The 17,309-nt window shown below is 56.0% G+C and carries 16 protein-coding genes; 9 read left to right on the top strand and 7 right to left on the bottom strand.

Features of this window, described 5'->3' with window-relative positions; genetic code table 11:
* The first annotated feature begins 13 nt into the window (after nucleotides 1–13).
* Together minD and minE are read left to right on the top strand one after the other, a co-directional pair.
* Nucleotides 14–826 carry a septum site-determining protein MinD gene (gene minD / locus WFN75_RS08835; protein ID WP_040075197.1) on the top strand — a complete coding sequence of 271 codons (813 nt, stop codon included), beginning with the start codon at nucleotides 14–16 and terminating at the stop codon, nucleotides 824–826.
* Between the two features lie 3 nt (nucleotides 827–829).
* Nucleotides 830–1,099, top strand: coding sequence for a cell division topological specificity factor MinE (gene minE / locus WFN75_RS08840; RefSeq protein WP_040075196.1), 270 nt, complete (start codon nucleotides 830–832; stop codon nucleotides 1,097–1,099).
* Nucleotides 1,100–1,141: 42 nt separating this feature from the next.
* On the opposite strand, the gene rnd is transcribed toward minE, so the two are convergent.
* The 5 genes from rnd to WFN75_RS08865 all read right to left on the bottom strand — a co-directional run bounded on the left by rnd (nucleotide 1,142) and on the right by WFN75_RS08865 (nucleotide 7,527).
* Nucleotides 1,142–2,269, bottom strand: coding sequence for a ribonuclease D (rnd, locus tag WFN75_RS08845; protein ID WP_263616530.1), 1,128 nt, complete (start codon nucleotides 2,267–2,269; stop codon nucleotides 1,142–1,144).
* Between the two features lie 74 nt (nucleotides 2,270–2,343).
* Nucleotides 2,344–4,029, bottom strand: a complete 1,686-nt coding sequence (gene fadD / locus WFN75_RS08850) for a long-chain-fatty-acid--CoA ligase FadD (protein WP_336996040.1) — start codon at nucleotides 4,027–4,029, stop codon at nucleotides 2,344–2,346.
* A gap of 203 nt (nucleotides 4,030–4,232) precedes the next feature.
* Entirely contained in the window at nucleotides 4,233–4,817 is a 585-nt protein-coding gene (locus WFN75_RS08855) for a Slp family lipoprotein (protein ID WP_040075193.1), read from the bottom strand.
* A 37-nt stretch (nucleotides 4,818–4,854) separates the two neighbouring features.
* Nucleotides 4,855–5,550: a tRNA (adenosine(37)-N6)-threonylcarbamoyltransferase complex dimerization subunit type 1 TsaB gene (gene tsaB / locus WFN75_RS08860; RefSeq protein WP_040075192.1), complete on the bottom strand. Its 696-nt coding sequence runs from the start codon at nucleotides 5,548–5,550 to the stop codon at nucleotides 4,855–4,857.
* A gap of 66 nt (nucleotides 5,551–5,616) precedes the next feature.
* A complete protein-coding gene (locus WFN75_RS08865; RefSeq protein WP_046885136.1) occupies nucleotides 5,617–7,527 on the bottom strand; it encodes an ATP-dependent DNA helicase in 1,911 nt (636 codons plus the stop codon).
* 126 nt (nucleotides 7,528–7,653) lie between these two features.
* On the opposite strand from WFN75_RS08865, the gene WFN75_RS08870 reads away from it, so the two are divergent.
* Nucleotides 7,654–7,998: a RidA family protein gene (locus WFN75_RS08870; protein ID WP_040075190.1), complete on the top strand. Its 345-nt coding sequence runs from the start codon at nucleotides 7,654–7,656 to the stop codon at nucleotides 7,996–7,998.
* Between the two features lie 8 nt (nucleotides 7,999–8,006).
* Here the strand turns inward: WFN75_RS08870 and WFN75_RS08875 are convergent, their stop codons facing one another.
* Nucleotides 8,007–8,189 (bottom strand): YoaH family protein, encoded by a 183-nt coding sequence (locus WFN75_RS08875; RefSeq protein ID WP_040075189.1) that lies wholly within the window; start codon nucleotides 8,187–8,189, stop codon nucleotides 8,007–8,009.
* A 61-nt stretch (nucleotides 8,190–8,250) separates the two neighbouring features.
* On the opposite strand from WFN75_RS08875, the gene pabB reads away from it, so the two are divergent.
* The 4 genes from pabB to WFN75_RS08895 all read left to right on the top strand — a co-directional run bounded on the left by pabB (nucleotide 8,251) and on the right by WFN75_RS08895 (nucleotide 13,472).
* The gene (pabB, locus tag WFN75_RS08880; protein ID WP_336996041.1) at nucleotides 8,251–9,612 is read left to right on the top strand and encodes an aminodeoxychorismate synthase component 1; all 1,362 of its coding nucleotides are present in this window, start codon (nucleotides 8,251–8,253) and stop codon (nucleotides 9,610–9,612) included.
* A 3-nt stretch (nucleotides 9,613–9,615) separates the two neighbouring features.
* Nucleotides 9,616–10,194, top strand: coding sequence for a CoA pyrophosphatase (locus WFN75_RS08885; RefSeq protein WP_212475635.1), 579 nt, complete (start codon nucleotides 9,616–9,618; stop codon nucleotides 10,192–10,194).
* A gap of 183 nt (nucleotides 10,195–10,377) precedes the next feature.
* Nucleotides 10,378–11,742 carry an L-serine ammonia-lyase gene (sdaA, locus tag WFN75_RS08890; RefSeq protein WP_040075185.1) on the top strand — a complete coding sequence of 455 codons (1,365 nt, stop codon included), beginning with the start codon at nucleotides 10,378–10,380 and terminating at the stop codon, nucleotides 11,740–11,742.
* A gap of 131 nt (nucleotides 11,743–11,873) precedes the next feature.
* A complete protein-coding gene (locus tag WFN75_RS08895; RefSeq protein ID WP_263616533.1) occupies nucleotides 11,874–13,472 on the top strand; it encodes an EAL domain-containing protein in 1,599 nt (532 codons plus the stop codon).
* Here WFN75_RS08895 and yoaE read toward each other — a convergent pair whose 3' ends face one another.
* On the bottom strand, nucleotides 13,473–15,032 hold the full coding sequence (gene yoaE / locus WFN75_RS08900; protein WP_040075182.1) for a CNNM family cation transport protein YoaE: 1,560 nt from the start codon (nucleotides 15,030–15,032) through the stop codon (nucleotides 13,473–13,475). It abuts the gene before it with no gap.
* A gap of 463 nt (nucleotides 15,033–15,495) precedes the next feature.
* Here yoaE and manX point away from each other — a divergent pair, with 463 nt between their 5' ends.
* Together manX and manY are read left to right on the top strand one after the other, a co-directional pair.
* A complete protein-coding gene (manX, locus tag WFN75_RS08905) occupies nucleotides 15,496–16,458 on the top strand; it encodes a PTS mannose transporter subunit IIAB (protein WP_040075180.1) in 963 nt (320 codons plus the stop codon).
* Nucleotides 16,459–16,505: 47 nt separating this feature from the next.
* Nucleotides 16,506–17,306 (top strand): PTS mannose transporter subunit IIC, encoded by an 801-nt coding sequence (manY, locus tag WFN75_RS08910; protein WP_040075179.1) that lies wholly within the window; start codon nucleotides 16,506–16,508, stop codon nucleotides 17,304–17,306.
* The last annotated feature ends 3 nt before the right edge of the window (nucleotides 17,307–17,309 follow it).

Genomic DNA, 17,309 nt, shown 5'->3' on the forward strand with positions numbered 1-17,309 from the left:
ACAAGGAATTTCTATGGCACGCATTATTGTTGTTACTTCGGGTAAAGGAGGCGTTGGCAAGACCACCTCCAGCGCGGCCATCGCTACTGGTTTGGCCCAGAAGGGAAAGAAAACCGTCGTTATCGATTTTGATATCGGCCTGCGTAACCTCGACCTGATCATGGGCTGCGAGCGTCGCGTGGTGTACGACTTCGTTAACGTTATTCAGGGCGATGCCACCCTAAACCAGGCGCTGATCAAAGATAAGCGCACGGAAAATCTCTATATCCTCCCCGCGTCTCAGACGCGCGACAAAGACGCGCTGACGCGTGAAGGCGTGGAGAAAGTGCTGGATGAGCTGAAAAAGATGGAGTTTGACTTCATTGTTTGCGACTCGCCGGCAGGGATTGAAACCGGTGCATTGATGGCGCTTTACTTTGCTGATGAAGCCATCATTACCACCAACCCTGAAGTCTCGTCTGTTCGTGACTCCGACCGTATCCTGGGTATCCTGGCGTCCAAATCCCGTCGTGCGGAAAATGGACAGGATCCAATCAAAGAACACCTGCTGCTCACCCGCTACAACCCGGGCCGGGTCAACAAAGGTGACATGCTGAGCATGGAAGACGTGCTCGAAATTCTGCGCATTAAACTGGTGGGCGTTATCCCGGAAGATCAGTCCGTGCTGCGCGCGTCAAACCAGGGTGAACCTGTTATTCTCGACGCCACCGCCGACGCGGGTAAAGCTTATGCTGATACCGTGGACCGTCTGCTTGGTGAAGAACGTCCTTTCCGCTTCATTGAAGAAGAGAAGAAAGGTTTCCTCAAACGCCTGTTCGGAGGATAAGTTATGGCATTACTGGACTTTTTTCTCTCGCGGAAAAAAAGCACCGCCAACATCGCGAAAGAGCGACTGCAAATTATTGTGGCGGAACGACGCCGCAGCGACGCTGAGCCGCACTACCTGCCTCAGCTGCGTAAAGACATTCTGGAAGTGATTTGTAAATACGTGCAGATTGACCCGGAAATGGTCTCTGTACAGCTGGAGCAACGGGACGGGGATATCTCGATTCTGGAGCTCAACGTCACCCTACCAGAAGCGGAAGAGTCACGTTCCTAGTGACGTATAGCGCCGGGCAGCGCGCTGCCCGGCCTACCCTTCTTACAGCGGATAGTTTTTCAGCAGTGCGTTCAGGCGTTCAGCCATCAACTCCCCGCGCCAGCCTGCCATCAGCTCCGGCAACCCGTTCTGCGGTTTTAACTGCCAGTGCCAGTTGAGCAACTGATTGATTTGACGACGTGACGCCAGCAGCTCTGCGCTGAGTTTGCTTTCTGTCGCCACCTCCTGGACCAGCGCCTTGATCTCTTTAAACGCTTTACGGTAGCCAGGCATGTCCATAAGATTCAACAGCGGTTCCGGCAGTTCGTCTTCCGGGATCTCCTGCGCTTTGGCCACCAGCGCCAGTAACGTTTTGCCGTGGAAACGGATCTCGCTGCCGGAGAGGCCAATGCTGTCCAGCTCACCCATGCTGCCCGGCATAAAGCGCGCCACGCCCCAGAGATGTTCTTCCCGCACCACAAAATTCACCGCCATGTCGCGGTCGCGGGCTTTACGCAGACGCCATTCCGCCAGCAACTGCAGACAAGCCAGCTGGCGCGTACGCAGCTGTGAAGCGTTATTGATGTCGCGCCAGGCGTCTTTCGGGTCGACGGTCTCCTGACGACGCTGCTGTGTCATCCGGCACTCGTCCAGCGCGGCTGGCAGCCAGCCAGAGGCTTCGGCCTCTTTCATCAGCTGTCCGGCAATGGGCAGCAGATAGAAAACGTCGGCGGCGGCGTAATCAAGCTGACGCTCGGTAAGCGGACGCGCCAGCCAGTCGGTACGGGATTCGCTCTTATCGATAGCCAGTCCGGTGTACTCTTCGACCATCGCGGCAAAGCCCCAGGAGAGCGGACGACCGGAGAAGGCGGCCAGAATCTGAGTGTCGATAAGCGGTTGCGGCATAATGCCGAAGGTATTCAGGAAGACTTCCAGATCTTCACTCCCGGCATGCAGATATTTGGTCACAGCGGTGTTCAGCATCAGCTCGCGCAGCGGCGCCCAGTCGGTGATGCCCAGCGGGTCAATTAAGGCCAGCCGTTTGCCATCATACATCTGGATCAGGCCCAGCTGTGGATAGTAGGTGCGGGTACGAACAAACTCGGTATCCAGGGCGATAGCGGGTGCATCACGCGTGACATCGCACAGGGAGGCCAGCTCGTCGTTGGTGGTGATCATCTGGTAATTCAAAACAAGTTCTCTTTGGTTTGCGCCCATAAAAAAACGCCGGCTTAGCCAGCGTTTTGGGGTGACTCACACGAAGCTCAGGCCTTATTGTCGCTTTTGGCGCGCGCTTCGTCACGTAATTCTCGTCGTAATATCTTGCCGACGTTGGATTTTGGCAGTTCATCACGAAACTCAACCAGTTTCGGGACTTTATACCCGGTAAGCTGGCGTCGGCAGAAGGTAATCAGCGCCTCTTCGGTCAGCGACGGATCCTTTTTCACCACGAAAATCTTCACCGTTTCGCCGCTTGTGCCGGCCGGTACGCCCACAGCGGCTACCTCCTGCACCCCGTTGTGCTGCATAACCACTTCTTCGATTTCGTTGGGATAGACGTTGAATCCGGAGACCAGAATCATATCTTTTTTGCGATCGACAATACGCAGGAAACCCTCGTCATCCATCACGGCGATATCGCCGGTATGAAGCCAGCCGTCTTTGATGATCTCATCGGTGGCGTCCGGACGCTGCCAGTAACCCAGCATGACCTGAGGCCCCTTCACGCAGAGCTCACCGGGCTCGCCTGGCGCCACTTCGTTATCGTTATCATCCACCAGTTTGGCTTCCGTCGAGGGCACCGGCAGGCCAATGCTGCCGCTGTGATAGTCAATATCGTGCGGGTTGACGCTGACCAGCGGCGAGCACTCGGTGAGCCCGTAGCCTTCAAGCAGATATTGGCCGGTCAGTTTCACCCAACGTTCGGCAACCGCCTGCTGCACCGGCATACCGCCACCGGCAGAGAGGTGCAGGGTTGAGAAATCGAGTTGCTGGAACTCTTTGTTGTTCAACAGTGCATTAAACAGGGTGTTGACCCCGGTCATGGCGGTGAAGGGGTATTTCGCCAGCTCCTTCACCAGGCCCGGGATATCGCGCGGGTTGGTAATAAGCACGTTTTGTCCGCCCAGTTCAATAAAGAGCAGGCAGTTCATGGTTAGTGCAAAAATGTGATACAGCGGTAGCGCGGTGATCACCAGCTCTTTGCCACGATGGAGCAGCGGGCCGTAGGTGGCGTTTACCTGTTCGAGGTTGGCCAGCATATTTCGATGGGTCAGCATCGCCCCTTTCGCTACGCCGGTGGTGCCGCCGGTATATTGCAGAAACGCCAAATTTTCCGGGACGATTTCGGGTTTAACATACTGCATGCGGTAGCCCGTCTGCAGGGCCCGGCGGAAGGAGATAGCATCTGGCAGGTGATATTTGGGTACCAGCCGCTTAACGTATTTGACGACGAAGTTCACCAGCGTACCCTTCGCGGTGGAGAGCTGATCGCCCATCCGCGTCAGGATCACGTGTTTGACCTGAGTTTTGTCCACCACTTTTTCCAGCGTGTGGGCAAAGTTAGAGACGATAACAATCGCCGCCGCACCGCTGTCATTCAGCTGGTGCTCCAGCTCACGTGGGGTATAGAGCGGGTTGACGTTAACTACGATCATGCCTGCTCGCAAAATGCCAAACAGCGCGACCGGGTATTGCAGCAGGTTTGGCATCATCAATGCCACCCGATCCCCTTTTTGTAACCCTAAGCCTTGCTGGAGATAGGCGGCAAAAGCCCGGCTGCGCTCTTCCAGTTTGCGGAAGGTCATGACCTCGCCCATGTTCACGAACGCGGGCTGGTCGGCATAGCGTGCCACCGAATGTTCAAACAGTTCAACCAGGGATTGATAGCGGTCAGGATTGATCTCCGCAGGAACATCCGCGGGATAACGGTTTAGCCAAACCTTATTCAATGAATCACCTCTGAAATGAGTATTTGTCGTCATCACAACCCCGGTTAAATACAAAGTGTTAACATTATATTAACTCAGCGTACCAGTTTATTAATTGTCCGCTTTTCGGGTTGCGAAGCACGTCACTATTTATTTTTGTTATATCCGTATAAAACGAGAAACAGCGGCGAGGCCGCTGTTTCTTTTTCAATAATAACAGTAAGTTACTCTGTTACTACGTTCTGAACGCGAGCTGGACCGGGGTTATACCAGCCCCAGCCACCGTAGCCGCCATAACGGTACGGATGGGGTCCCCAGTACCAGGGATCGATAGGCTGCGGCGGCATCATGACCTGTTGCGTAACATGCCAGCGTTTGTAGCCGTTGGCCTGCATGGTCATAAATTTATAGGGGGTGCTGCCCACCTTGCCTTCCGCCGTACCGGTGATAGGACCCACGACGGTGACCAGTTGCCCACGGAAATCAACCGGGTCGAGAAACCCGTTCACGTCCGCATAGATACGGCCACGTGACGCTTCGCCCAGTATCGGACGCGCGCCGCTATCGAGTGCGACCGTGGCAATCTCCAGCCGGGTTTTACCCTGCTGGTTGTACACCTCGACCACCTTACCGCCAAAACGCGCTTCCTGGCCGACGTAAAGTTCAGGTGCGTTCATCACCCGGACCAGATCTTGCTGCGGCGTCGGACTACTGCCCTTGATGGCGTCCGGTACCGATACGCATCCACTCAATGCCAGCGCCACCGCGCCGGCCGCCAGAAGGCGTACTACATAATTATGAACCGCCATGATGCGACCCCTTTTTCTCAGTTCCTGATACTGAGATTCACTCGCGGCCTGGAAGTTTCTTCCATGCCACCTCGTTTCGTAAATAAACTGGTTCGGCCTTCTCTACCGCCACCGTTTTACCTGCTGCCAGCAGCTGGCAGGCGATGGGGAGCATGTCTTCGGCTTCAGGCAGCAACATCTCGCCCTCTTCCAGCGTTACGCTACTCGCCTGCGCCATATCCGGCCAGGCTTTCCAGCCCGTACCCACCGTTGCCCAGACGCCGGAAAGCTGCTTCAACCGTTCGCTGACGGCTTCCGGCTTGAGTACCGCTTCACTCTCTTCACCGTGCCAGACGCCCTGTTCATCACGGGTGTACTCCGCCCAATAAACTTCACCCATGCGGGCATCAATGGCGGCCAGCACGCGGGTGGCGCCAGTTTTACGCCAGGCGCCCTGCGCCATGGTTGCCAGGGTAGAGACGCCAATCATTGGCAGCCCTGCACCCAGCGCCAGCCCTTGCGCAATACCGATGCCAATACGCACGCCAGTAAAGCTCCCCGGGCCGCGGCCAAAGGCCAGCGCGTCGAGGTCGGTTAAAGTGGTGTCGCCCTGAGTCAGGATCATCTTTACCAGCGGTAAAATGCGCTGGGTGTGTTCTCGTGGGCACTCTTCGAAATGAGCAGAGATGGCACCGTCATTCCACAGGGCAACAGAACAGGCCTCTGTGGCGGTATCAATAGCCAGAATTCGCATCAGTTGTCGCGCTCTCGCAGTGGGTCAATACAAAATGGCGCGCATCTTAGCACACTCCAGGGCAAATTACTCCGCCGATGGCGCGGCCAGGAAACGCACTGCTCGGTTGATGTCCCGCGTACGCGGCGCGGGCGGCAGACTGGCAATAAAGGTTGCACCGTAAGGGCGCATCACCAGCCGGTTGTCGCAGATCACCAGCACGCCCCGGTCGTCTATATCGCGGATAAGACGCCCTACCCCCTGTTTAAGGGTGATCACCGCGTCCGGTAGCTGCACATCGTCGAAGGGATCGCCTCCGCGCAGGCGGCAATCCTCCATACGGGCCTTCAGCAACGGATCGTCCGGCGAGGTAAAGGGCAGCTTATCGATAATGACCAGAGAAAGCGCATCGCCGCGGACATCCACCCCTTCCCAGAAGCTGCTGGTTGCCACCAGCAGGGCATTGCCGTGGCTAACAAACTGCTGCAACAGTTGGCCTTTGCTGGTCTCACCCTGTAACAGCACCGGCAGGGTCATGGTGGCGCGGAACTGCTCTGCCAGGTCGCGCATCATGGCGTGAGACGTGCAGAGCATAAAGCAGCGCCCGTTGTTCGCCTCGATCATCGGTTTAAGCATCGCCGCCAGGTGGCGCGCCGCGCCGGGCTGATTCGGTAGCGGCAGGTTGCGTGGCACGCAGAGCAGCGCCTGAGTCGCGTAGTCAAACGGGCTGGGTAGCAGCAGCGACTCCGCCTCGTTAATCCCCAGTCGTTCGGTGAAGTGGTGCAGGTCATCATTTACCGAGAGGGTCGCCGAGGTGAAAATCCAGCTCCCCGGCTTGTCGGCCATGACTTCTTTGAATTTGTCCGCCACGGTAAGCGGCGTAAGGGCCAGGGTGAAATGGCGCGAGTTACATTCGTACCAGTAGCTGTATCCCGGCTGGTTGATCTCTTTCAGGCGTTTAAGACGGGCACGGTAGAGGGTGGCGCGTTCAAAGGCGGCGTCCAGTAATGCGGAGCGGCCCAGAGATAATTTCGCCACGTCATAGCAGAGCTCCAGCGCATCATCCAGCAGCAGGAGTGCGCGCTGAATAGTATTGTCTGCCAGAAGTTCACGCAGATTGCCGCGAAAGCCCGGATCGCCCAGCTGCATGCGGAAATCCTGTGTACTCTGCGCCAGACGGTCCGCGCATTTTTGTAACTGCTGGGTATCCTTCAGTTCGGTGCGGTAAGCGATAGTGAAATCTTTGGCCAGATCCAGCAGCTGACGGCTGGAGAGGGACTGGCCGAAATATTGACTGGCAATATCCGGCAGCTGATGGGCCTCATCGAAGATCATCACGTCAGCCTCGGGGATCAGTTCACCAAAGCCGCTCTCTTTCACCACCATATCGGCCAGAAAGAGGTGATGGTTGACCACCACGACGTCAGCGTCCATCGCCGTCTTACGCGCTTTCACCACGAAGCAGTCTTTATAGAGCGGGCAGTCGCTACCGAGGCAGTTATCGTTGGTGCTGGTGACCAGCGGCCAGGCGGCAGAATCTTCGGCCACGCTGGCGCAGGTGCTGATATCGCCATCCTGGGTCTGGTTGGCCCAGGCGCGAAGGATGATGACATCGCTCAGCGTTTGTACCGGCAGATCGCCCCCCGCCAGCGCTTGTTGCTCCAGGCGTTCGAGGCAGAGGTAGTTTGAGCGACCCTTCAGCAGCGCCAGCCGACCTTTATATTTGAGAGCCTTGGCCACGGTGGGCAGATCGCGACTGTAAAGCTGATCCTGAAGCGCTTTCGAACCGGTCGAGATAATGACCTTTTTCTTCGCCCGTAGCGCAGGCGCCAGATAGGCGTAGGTTTTCCCGGTCCCGGTCCCCGCTTCCACGACCAGCGGCTGCCCGTTATCGATCGCGCGCGCGACGGCATGCGCCATCTGGCGCTGGGGCTCACGCGGTTTAAAGCCAGGAATTGCTTTTGCTAACTGCCCGTCTGCTGCGAAATCGTCTGCCACTCTGCCCCCTGTAATTTTGCACAGGGGATTATGTCAGGCTGCCGGGCCTTGCGCCAGTCGATAGTGACGGCGGCGAGACAATATGGCAGTCTTGCCCGGCAATGAAAAAATAACGAGGAGACGTTTATGACAATTGTGCGCATTGATGCCGAAGCCCGCTGGTCTGATGTGGTGATCCACAACCAGACCCTCTACTACACCGGGGTACCGGAGAATCTGGATGCCGACGCCTTTGAGCAGACGGCCAACACCCTGGCACAGATTGACGCTATCCTGCAAAAACAGGGCAGCGATAAATCGAAGATCCTGGATGCGACCATTTTTCTGGCGAATAAAGATGATTTTGCGGCCATGAACAAGGCCTGGGATGCGTGGGTAGTCGCGGGCCACGCGCCGGTACGCTGCACCGTACAGGCCACGCTAATGAAACCGCAATATAAGGTTGAGATTAAGATTATCGCCGCGGTATAACGCGCCGGTTATTCTTCTTCATCATCCTCAAAACGCGCCACGATCCGCTCGCCGGTATGGGTGGCGCGAAGTTCTTCTGCCACCTGCGCAATGGCCTGGCCGCTGCTCATCCCCTCGGACATTAACGTCTGAATGCGTTCAACTGCTTTCTGCTGCTGCTCGTGGCTCAGTGAAGGTAAACCTGCAAACATCATTAACTCCTGCTAGATTATCAGCGCTAATTATTTCACGCTGCCCGGTTGTTTGCTATAGATGAACTCGATATCCCCCACCGTTATTTCGTTACCCTGGCGTTCAGACGCCGCTGAAGCATGGTTTGCGCCGCTGAGCCATCAACCCTGGGCGATGCTGCTGCATTCCGGCCACGCTGACCATCCCTATAGCCGGTTTGATATTCTGGTGGCCGATCCCGTCGCCACGCTGGTTACCGAGGGTGAGCTTACCCGAATAACGCGGGAGACGGTGATCGAATCGTCTGGCTGCCCATTGAGCTTGCTGCAGCAGACGCTGGATGACCTGGGCCTGCCTGCGGATCCGCACCCCGATCTGCCTTTTCAGGGCGGCGCGCTGGGGCTCTTTGGCTACGATCTGGGTCGTCGCTTTGAAACACTGCCGCAGCAGGCAGTTGACGACATCAGCCTGCCGGATATGGCTGTGGGGCTGTACGACTGGGCGGTCATTGTTGATCACCATAAACAGGCCGTATCGCTGGTCTGCCATGGCGATGCGAAGGCGCGACTGGCGTGGCTGGAAGCACAGCGTCCCCCGACCAGGCAAACCCCGTTTCGCCTCACTTCTGACTGGCGCGCAAACATGACCGCGCTGGAGTATGACGCAAAATTCCGCCAGGTGCAGGCTTATCTGCACAGTGGCGATTGCTATCAGGTGAATCTTGCCCAGCGTTTTCAGGCTCACTATCAGGGTGATGAGTGGCAGGCATTTACTCGCCTGAATGCGCAGAACCGCGCCCCCTTCAGCGCCTTTATGCGCCTTGAACAGGGGGCGATTCTGAGCCTGTCACCTGAGCGCTTTATTCATCTGGCCGAGGGCGAAATTCAGACCCGCCCCATTAAAGGCACGCTACCGCGTCTTACCGATCCCGATGACGATCGCCAGCAGGCGGAAATACTGGCCGCCTCCCCGAAAGATCGCGCCGAAAATCTGATGATCGTAGATTTGATGCGTAATGATATCGGGCGCGTGGCCGAACCCGGCAGCGTGCGCGTGCCCGAACTGTTCGTGGTGGAGCCTTTCCCGGCGGTTCACCATTTAGTGAGTACGATTACCGCGCGCCTGCCCGCATCGCGCAGCGCCTGTGATCTGCTGCGGGCGGCATTTCCGGGGGGGTCGATTACCGGTGCGCCAAAGGTGCGGGCGATGGCAATTATCGACGAACTGGAACCCCAGCGCCGTAACGCCTGGTGCGGCAGCATCGGCTATATCAGCCTCTGCGGTACCATGGATACCAGCATTACCATCCGCACCCTGACCGCCTTTGCCGGGCAGCTATACTGCTCTGCAGGCGGCGGTATCGTGGCTGACAGTGAGTCGGCGGCGGAGTATCAGGAAACCTTTGATAAAATAAACCGCATACTGCAACAACTGGAGAGTTAAAGCGTGGAGACCCGCAATCTGACCCTGGATGATTTTTTATCGCGTTTTCAGTTATTACGGCCGCAGGTCAATAGCGCCTCGCTTAATCAGCGCCAGGCCGCGGTGCTGATCCCGGTGGTACGCCGCGAAGAACCCGGACTGTTGCTCACCCAACGCTCCCCGCTGATGCGTAAACATGCCGGTCAGGTTGCCTTCCCCGGTGGCGCAGTAGACAGCAGTGATGCTTCGCTGATTGCCGCCGCGTTGCGCGAAGCGCAGGAAGAGGTGGCGATTCCGCCCGAGGTTGTGGAAGTGATTGGCGTGCTCCCGCCTGTCGACAGCGTGACCGGGTTTCAGGTTACGCCGGTGGTGGGGTTGATTCCGCCAAATCTGCACTATCACGCCAGTGAAGATGAAGTGGCGGCGGTATTTGAAATGCCACTGGCGGAGGCCCTGCGCCTGGGTCGTTATCACCCCCTCGACATTCATCGTCGCGGCCACCATCATCGGGTCTGGTTATCCTGGTACCAGCATTATTTTGTCTGGGGCATGACGGCAGGCATTATTCGTGAACTGGCGCTGCAAATTGGCCTGAAGCCTTGACTATACTTTACATTCCCGACTTTTTACTGTGTTTGCGATCGCTCTCTCGCTATTAGTAAAACCGCCGTTAGCCATTAGTTTAATTCATGTGAATAGTTGAGCTGACGATCAGGTTCCCTCTTACACTATGCGCAGTTATAACATCGTTACTGGAAACCCGGTAACCCTGTCAGGAGTGTTAAAGTGATTAGTATATTCGACATGTTCAAAGTGGGTATTGGCCCCTCCTCTTCCCACACTGTCGGCCCTATGAAGGCCGGTAAACAGTTCGTCGATGACCTGGTCGAAAAAGGATTACTGGAAAGCGTTACCCGTGTTGCCGTAGATGTCTATGGCTCGCTCTCTTTAACGGGTAAAGGCCACCACACCGATATCGCCATCATAATGGGTCTGGCCGGAAATATGCCGGATACCGTTGATATTGACGCCATTCCGGCGTTTATTCGCGACGTTGAAACGCGCGGCCGCCTGCTGCTGGCTAACGGCCAGCACGAAGTCGATTTCCCGCAGGATGACGGCATGCGTTTTCGCAGCGACAACCTCTCACTGCACGAAAACGGCATGCAGATCCACGCCTTTAACGGCGATAAAGTGATTTACAGCAAAACCTATTACTCCATCGGCGGTGGTTTCATCGTTGATGAAGAGCATTTCGGCAAAGATACGGCGGGTGATGTCAATGTCCCCTATCCGTTTAAATCCGCCCAGGAGATGCTGAACTACTGCAAAGAGACCGGCCTGTCGCTTTCCGGCATGGTGATGCAGAACGAACTGGCGCTGCACAGTAAGAAAGAGATCGAAGAGTACTTTGCGAACGTGTGGCAGACCATGCGTGCCTGTATCGATCGCGGTATCAATACTGAAGGCGTGTTGCCTGGCCCACTGCGCGTGCCGCGTCGTGCCTCGGCGCTGCGTCGCATGCTGGTGACCACCGACAAATACTCCAACGACCCGATGAACGTGGTGGACTGGGTAAACATGTTTGCCCTGGCCGTCAACGAAGAGAACGCAGCCGGTGGCCGCGTTGTGACGGCCCCAACTAACGGCGCCTGCGGGATCGTGCCGGCGGTACTGGCTTATTACGATCACTTTATCGAATCCGTGAGCCCGGACATCTACATTCGTTACTTCCTGGCCGCGGGTGCGGTGGGCGCGCTCTATAAGATGAACGCCTCCATTTCCGGCGCGGAAGTGGGTTGTCAGGGTGAAGTGGGCGTGGCCTGCTCGATGGCTGCTGCCGGTCTGGCTGAGCTGCTGGGTGCCAGCCCGGAACAAGTATGCGTTGCCGCTGAGATTGGCATGGAGCATAACCTCGGCCTGACCTGTGACCCGGTCGCCGGTCAGGTGCAGGTACCGTGCATTGAGCGTAACGCCATTGCGTCGGTGAAAGCGATCAATGCCTCACGCATGGCGATGCGTCGTACCAGCGAGCCGCGCGTTTCACTGGATAAGGTTATCGAAACTATGTACGAAACCGGGAAAGATATGAACGCGAAATATCGCGAAACTTCCCGCGGTGGCCTGGCTATCAAGGTGCAGTGCGACTAATCCCCCCTTTCGCCCATCTGCAACGGATGGGCGAAATTTCTCCCCTCGTCTCGTCTCCTTAATAGTTCCCCACTACACTTGCTGTATTGCCTGCGGCATTGGGTGCCCCTGGCTTACCGGATGACCCCTGCATGCAAACTGCGCAAAGGATAATCACCCATTATCGTCGAAAACGCCTCGCGGTTTGCGTGGTGGTTGCGGTTCTCACCCTGATTACGACCCTTGGCATCCGCTTTATTTCACAACGTAATCTCAACCAGCACCTTACTGTCGCCTTTGTCACCCACGCCGTCGAGGCGCTGGATAAAATTTTGCTGCCGTTGCAAGCCAGCCGTGAAACGCTGCTGCCGCTGGTAGGACGACCATGCCTTTCTACCCACTTGCTGTTGCGCCGACATGCCGCCACCCTGCAGACCGTGCGCACGATCGGGCTGGTTAAAGACGGGATCCTTTACTGCTCCAGTATTTTTGGTCAACGCGATGTACCTGTTCGCCAACTCCAACCTGCGCTTCCCTTCCCGGAACCTTTACTGGTGCTCTCGACGGATCGGTCACTGCTGCATGGTAGCCCCATTCTGATCCAGTGGTATCCGCTGCCTGGTAACAGCCAGAACGGGGTCATGGAGGGGGTCAATATCGATCTGATTGCCCGCATGATCCTCGAACCGCAAGCCCCCCTGATTAACGAAGTTGCGCTGAGCGTAGGCAATAAACACCTGCGTTACGGATCGAATGTCTCTGATACCCTGACACACAATGCTGGCGACAAAATTTATCGCCAGCCGTCGGGTAATTTCCCCTTTACCATCACCGTCAGCGGCCCGGGCCCTACGGCGTTAGCGTTAAAGGATCTTCCTGGCCAGTTGCCACTGGCTCTGCTGTTAAGCCTGCTACTGGGCTATATCGCCTGGCTGGCCACCGCAAACAGGATGAGCTTTACCTGGGAGATAAATCTCGGCCTTGCCGCCCGCGAATTTGAGCTGTTCTGCCAGCCGCTGATGAATGCGCGTAATCAGGAGTGCGTCGGCGTGGAGATCCTGCTGCGCTGGAACAATCCGCGCCAGGGGTGGATCTCCCCTGACGTGTTTATCCCCCTGGCTGAGGAACATAATCTGATTATTCCCCTCACCCGCTATGTCATCACGGAAACCGTACGCCAGCTGACGGTATTCCCGGCGGATCCTGGCTTCCATATCGGAATCAATGTTGCCGCCAGCCATTTCCGCCATGGCGTGCTACTGCGTGACCTGAATCACCACTGGTTTAACGCCCGCCCTGTACAACAGCTCATAATTGAACTGACCGAGCGCGATGCCCTGTTGGACGTGGATTGCCGCCTGGTACGGGAATTACACCGAAAAGAGGTCAAACTGGCGATTGATGATTTTGGCACCGGGAATTGCTCGCTCTCATGGCTGGAAAAGCTGCATCCGGATGTCCTGAAAATTGATAAGTCATTTACGGCTGCGATAGGGACGGACGCGGTGAACTCTACCGTGACCGATATCATTATTGCCCTTGCACAGCGGTTGAACATTGAACTGGTGGCGGAAGGGGTAGAAACCCCTGAACAAGCGCGTCATCTTCGCCAGCGCGGGGTGCACATTTTGCAGGGATATTTTTATGCGCGACCGATGCCGCTAAGAGACTTTCCGGAGTGGCTGGCGGGGAGTTCGCCCCCGCCAGCGCCGCATAACGGGCAGATCATGCCCGCGATGCCGCTACATTAATTACTCGTCTTCTTCGTGCTCTGACTGCTCTTTAACAATACGCACCAGATCCACACGGTAGTCGTTCGCCGTCACAATGGTGATCTTCAGCGGCGGCAGTTCCAGAACATCACCGGTACGCGGGATCTGACCATTAATGGCAATGACCAGACCGGCTACGGTGGCGATATCGTCATCATGGTTAGTCAGGTGCTCCAGCCCCAGCGTGTGTTGCAGCGCATGCAGGTCGGTGGCGCCTTTTACCAGCCAGCCGTCGTTATCGGCAACGATTTCCGGCGTTTCGTCGGCATCCGGGAACTCACCGGCAATCGCCTCCAGCACGTCCAGCGGCGTAACCAGCCCCTGAACCACACCAAACTCGTTGGTCACAATAACAAAGCTACCGCGAGCACGACGCAATACGCCCAGCAGGTTAATCGGGTCGAGCGTTTCCGGTACCACAATGGCCGGCGACGCGGCGGCTATGGCCTCGACATCTACACCCTCTTCCAGCGCAACCAGAAGCTCTTTAGCACGTACCACACCGATAATTTCATCCAGCTCGCCGCGACACACCGGGAACAGACTGTGTGGCGAAGAGAGCAGTTGCTGGCGGATTTCATCCATGCTCAGGCTGGCGTCAACCCAACTGATTTCACCGCGGGGCGTCATGATGCCACGCAGAGAGCGGGAGGCGAGCGACAGTACGCCGTTAATCATGTAGCGCTCTTCTTCAACAAAAGCACCTTCGGGTACCGGCACCGTCACATGGTTCTCGCTCTCCGGCTGAACCGTTGCCTGGCGACGACCGCCCATCAGACGCAAGATGGCATCCGCAGTACGCGCACGCAACGGCTGGTTAGATTGCTGACGAATGAAGTTACGTCGCGCAACCTGGTTGAAGAACTCAATGATGATCGAGAAGCCAATCGCCGCGTACAGGTAACCTTTCGGAATATGGAAGCCGAAACCTTCTGCGACCAGGCTCAAACCAATCATCAGCAGGAAGCTCAGACAGAGCACCACCACCGTCGGGTGTTCGTTGACGAATCGCGTCAGCGGTTTCGAGGCCAACAACATCACCGCCATGGCAATGACCACCGCGGCCATCATGACCGGAAGATGGTTTACCATACCCACTGCGGTAATGACCGCATCCAGGGAGAAGACCGCATCCAGCACCACAATCTGCATTACCACAACCCAGAAGCTGGCGTAGCCTTTACCATGCCCGCCATCATGCTGCCTGTTTTCAAGCCGTTCGTGTAGCTCAGTCGTGGCTTTGAAGAGAAGGAATAGTCCCCCCACCAGCATGATCAGGTCGCGTCCTGAGAAGGTAAAATCCCACACGCTGAAGAGCGGTTTGGTGAGCGTAACCATCCACGAAATAACGGAAAGCAGCGCAAGACGCATAATCAGCGCCAGCGACAGGCCAATAAGGCGTGCTTTGTCACGTTGTTTAGGCGGCAGCTTGTCCGCAAGAATGGCAATAAACACCAGGTTGTCGATGCCGAGCACAATCTCGAGCACCACCAGCGTGAGAAGCCCCACCCAGATTTGCGGGTCCATTAAGAATTCCATGACAAGCTCCTGCTGAAGGAATGACAAAACGGCGCCGCGTTAGAAACGGGCGAAGCGGTAAAAGACGATTTAAGTGTGTGGCGAGAATCGCCGGTGAGGCTGATCCAAAGGGATCGGGTAGGTGACTGACGTCGGTGACGGTCCATACAGTGGGCTATAGCCCATTACTCCTGACAATTAAACGGAAGGTAAACATATCAGAGACATGAGCTTTAAGGCAAAGATTTACTTTCCTTTGCAAACAGATGTTACCGTCTCCATTTCGCGCCGCAAATTATCCAACACGCTAAAGCTAAATTACGGATCTTCATCACATAAATTATTTTTTCACTGTCTAAAATAATTCGCTGAAGTCTGAGTTAGTTCTACTCTAACCCTTATCTGAATCGATTCGCTGTAATGAACACGATTTATGATGCCCTCGTCACACAGGTGCATAAACGATAATAAATGGAGGTAGCAAGTGACCATTGCTATTGTAATAGGCACACATGGTTGGGCTGCAGAGCAGTTACTCAAAACAGCAGAGATGTTGCTTGGCGAGCAGGAAAATGTTGGCTGGATCGATTTCGTGCCCGGCGAAAACGCCGAAACATTAATCGAGAAATACACGGCTCAACTTGAAAAACTCGATACCCGCAGCGGCGTGCTGTTTCTCGTCGATACATGGGGTGGCAGTCCGTTCAACGCCGCCAGTCGCATTGTCGTCGATAAAGAGCACCATGAAGTCGTGGCTGGCGTTAACATTCCGATGCTGGTCGAAACGCTGATGGCGCGTGACGATAACCCGAGCTTTGACGAACTGGTGGCACTGGCGGTAGAAACCGGCCGCGAAGGCGTGAAAGCGTTGAAAGCTCAGCCAGTAGATAAACCCGCGCCGGTGGCGGCAGCGCCGAAAGCGGCAACGCCTGCCAAACCGATGGGGCCAAATGATTATATGGTTATCGGCCTTGCCCGTATCGATGACCGTTTAATTCACGGCCAGGTGGCAACGCGCTGGACTAAAGAGACCAACGTACAACGCATTATCGTCGTCAGCGATGAAGTTGCCGCAGACACCGTCCGCAAAACCCTTCTTACCCAGGTCGCTCCACCGGGCGTAACCGCTCACGTGGTGGACGTTGCCAAAATGATCCGCGTTTACAACAACCCGAAATATGCGGGTGAACGCGTCATGCTTCTATTTACTAACCCGACAGACGTTGAGCGTCTTGTTGAAGGCGGCGTGAAAATCACCTCCGTCAACATCGGTGGTATGGCTTTCCGTCAGGGGAAAACGCAGGTCAACAACGCGATTTCAGTCGATGAAAAAGATATCGAAGCCTTCAATAAACTGAATGCACGCGGTATCGAGCTGGAAGCCCGTAAGGTTTCTACCGATCAGAGACTGAAAATGATGGACTTGATCGGCAAAGTTGGGAAATAACCCGGCGCTGATTTTTCACACAAAGCTTATGTTATAGGAGAAGTACAATGGAGATTACCACTCTTCAGATTGTGCTGGTGTTCATCGTCGCGTGTATTGCGGGTATGGAATCCGTACTTGATGAATTTCAGTTTCACCGTCCGTTGGTCGCCTGTACCTTAATTGGCGCCGTTCTTGGCGATATGAAAACCGGTATTATCATCGGTGGTACCCTGGAAATGATCGCCCTGGGCTGGATGAACATCGGTGCGGCCGTTGCCCCGGATGCGGCCCTCGCCTCCATCATCTCTACCGTTCTGGTTATTGCCGGGCACCAAAGTATCGGCGCCGGTATCGCGCTGGCTATTCCACTGGCCGCGGCAGGCCAGGTTCTGACCATCATTGTTCGTACTATCACCGTTGCCTTCCAGCACGCTGCCGATAAGGCGGCCGATAACGGCAACCTGACGGCACTCTCCTGGATCCACGTTTCATCCCTGTTCCTGCAGGCGATGCGTATCGCAATCCCGGCGGTTATCGTGGCTATCTCCGTCGGTACCAGCGAAGTGCAGAGCATGCTGAACGCCATACCAGAAGTGGTAACCGGGGGTCTGAACATCGCCGGTGGCATGATCGTTGTAGTCGGTTATGCGATGGTTATCAACATGATGCGTGCTGGCTACCTGATGCCGTTCTTCTACCTCGGCTTCGTGACCGCGGCGTTTACTAACTTCAACCTGGTTGCTCTGGGTGTGATTGGCGCCGTTATGGCGATTCTCTACATTCAGCTGAGCCCGAAATACAACCGCGTAGCGGGTGCACCGGCGCAGGCGGCTGGTACTAACGATCTCGATAACGAACTGGACTAACAG

Origin of the sequence: Leclercia sp. UBA7405 (genome assembly GCF_037152215.1) — a bacterium.
In the GTDB taxonomy this organism is placed as follows: Bacteria; Pseudomonadota; Gammaproteobacteria; order Enterobacterales; family Enterobacteriaceae; genus Enterobacter; species Enterobacter pneumoniae.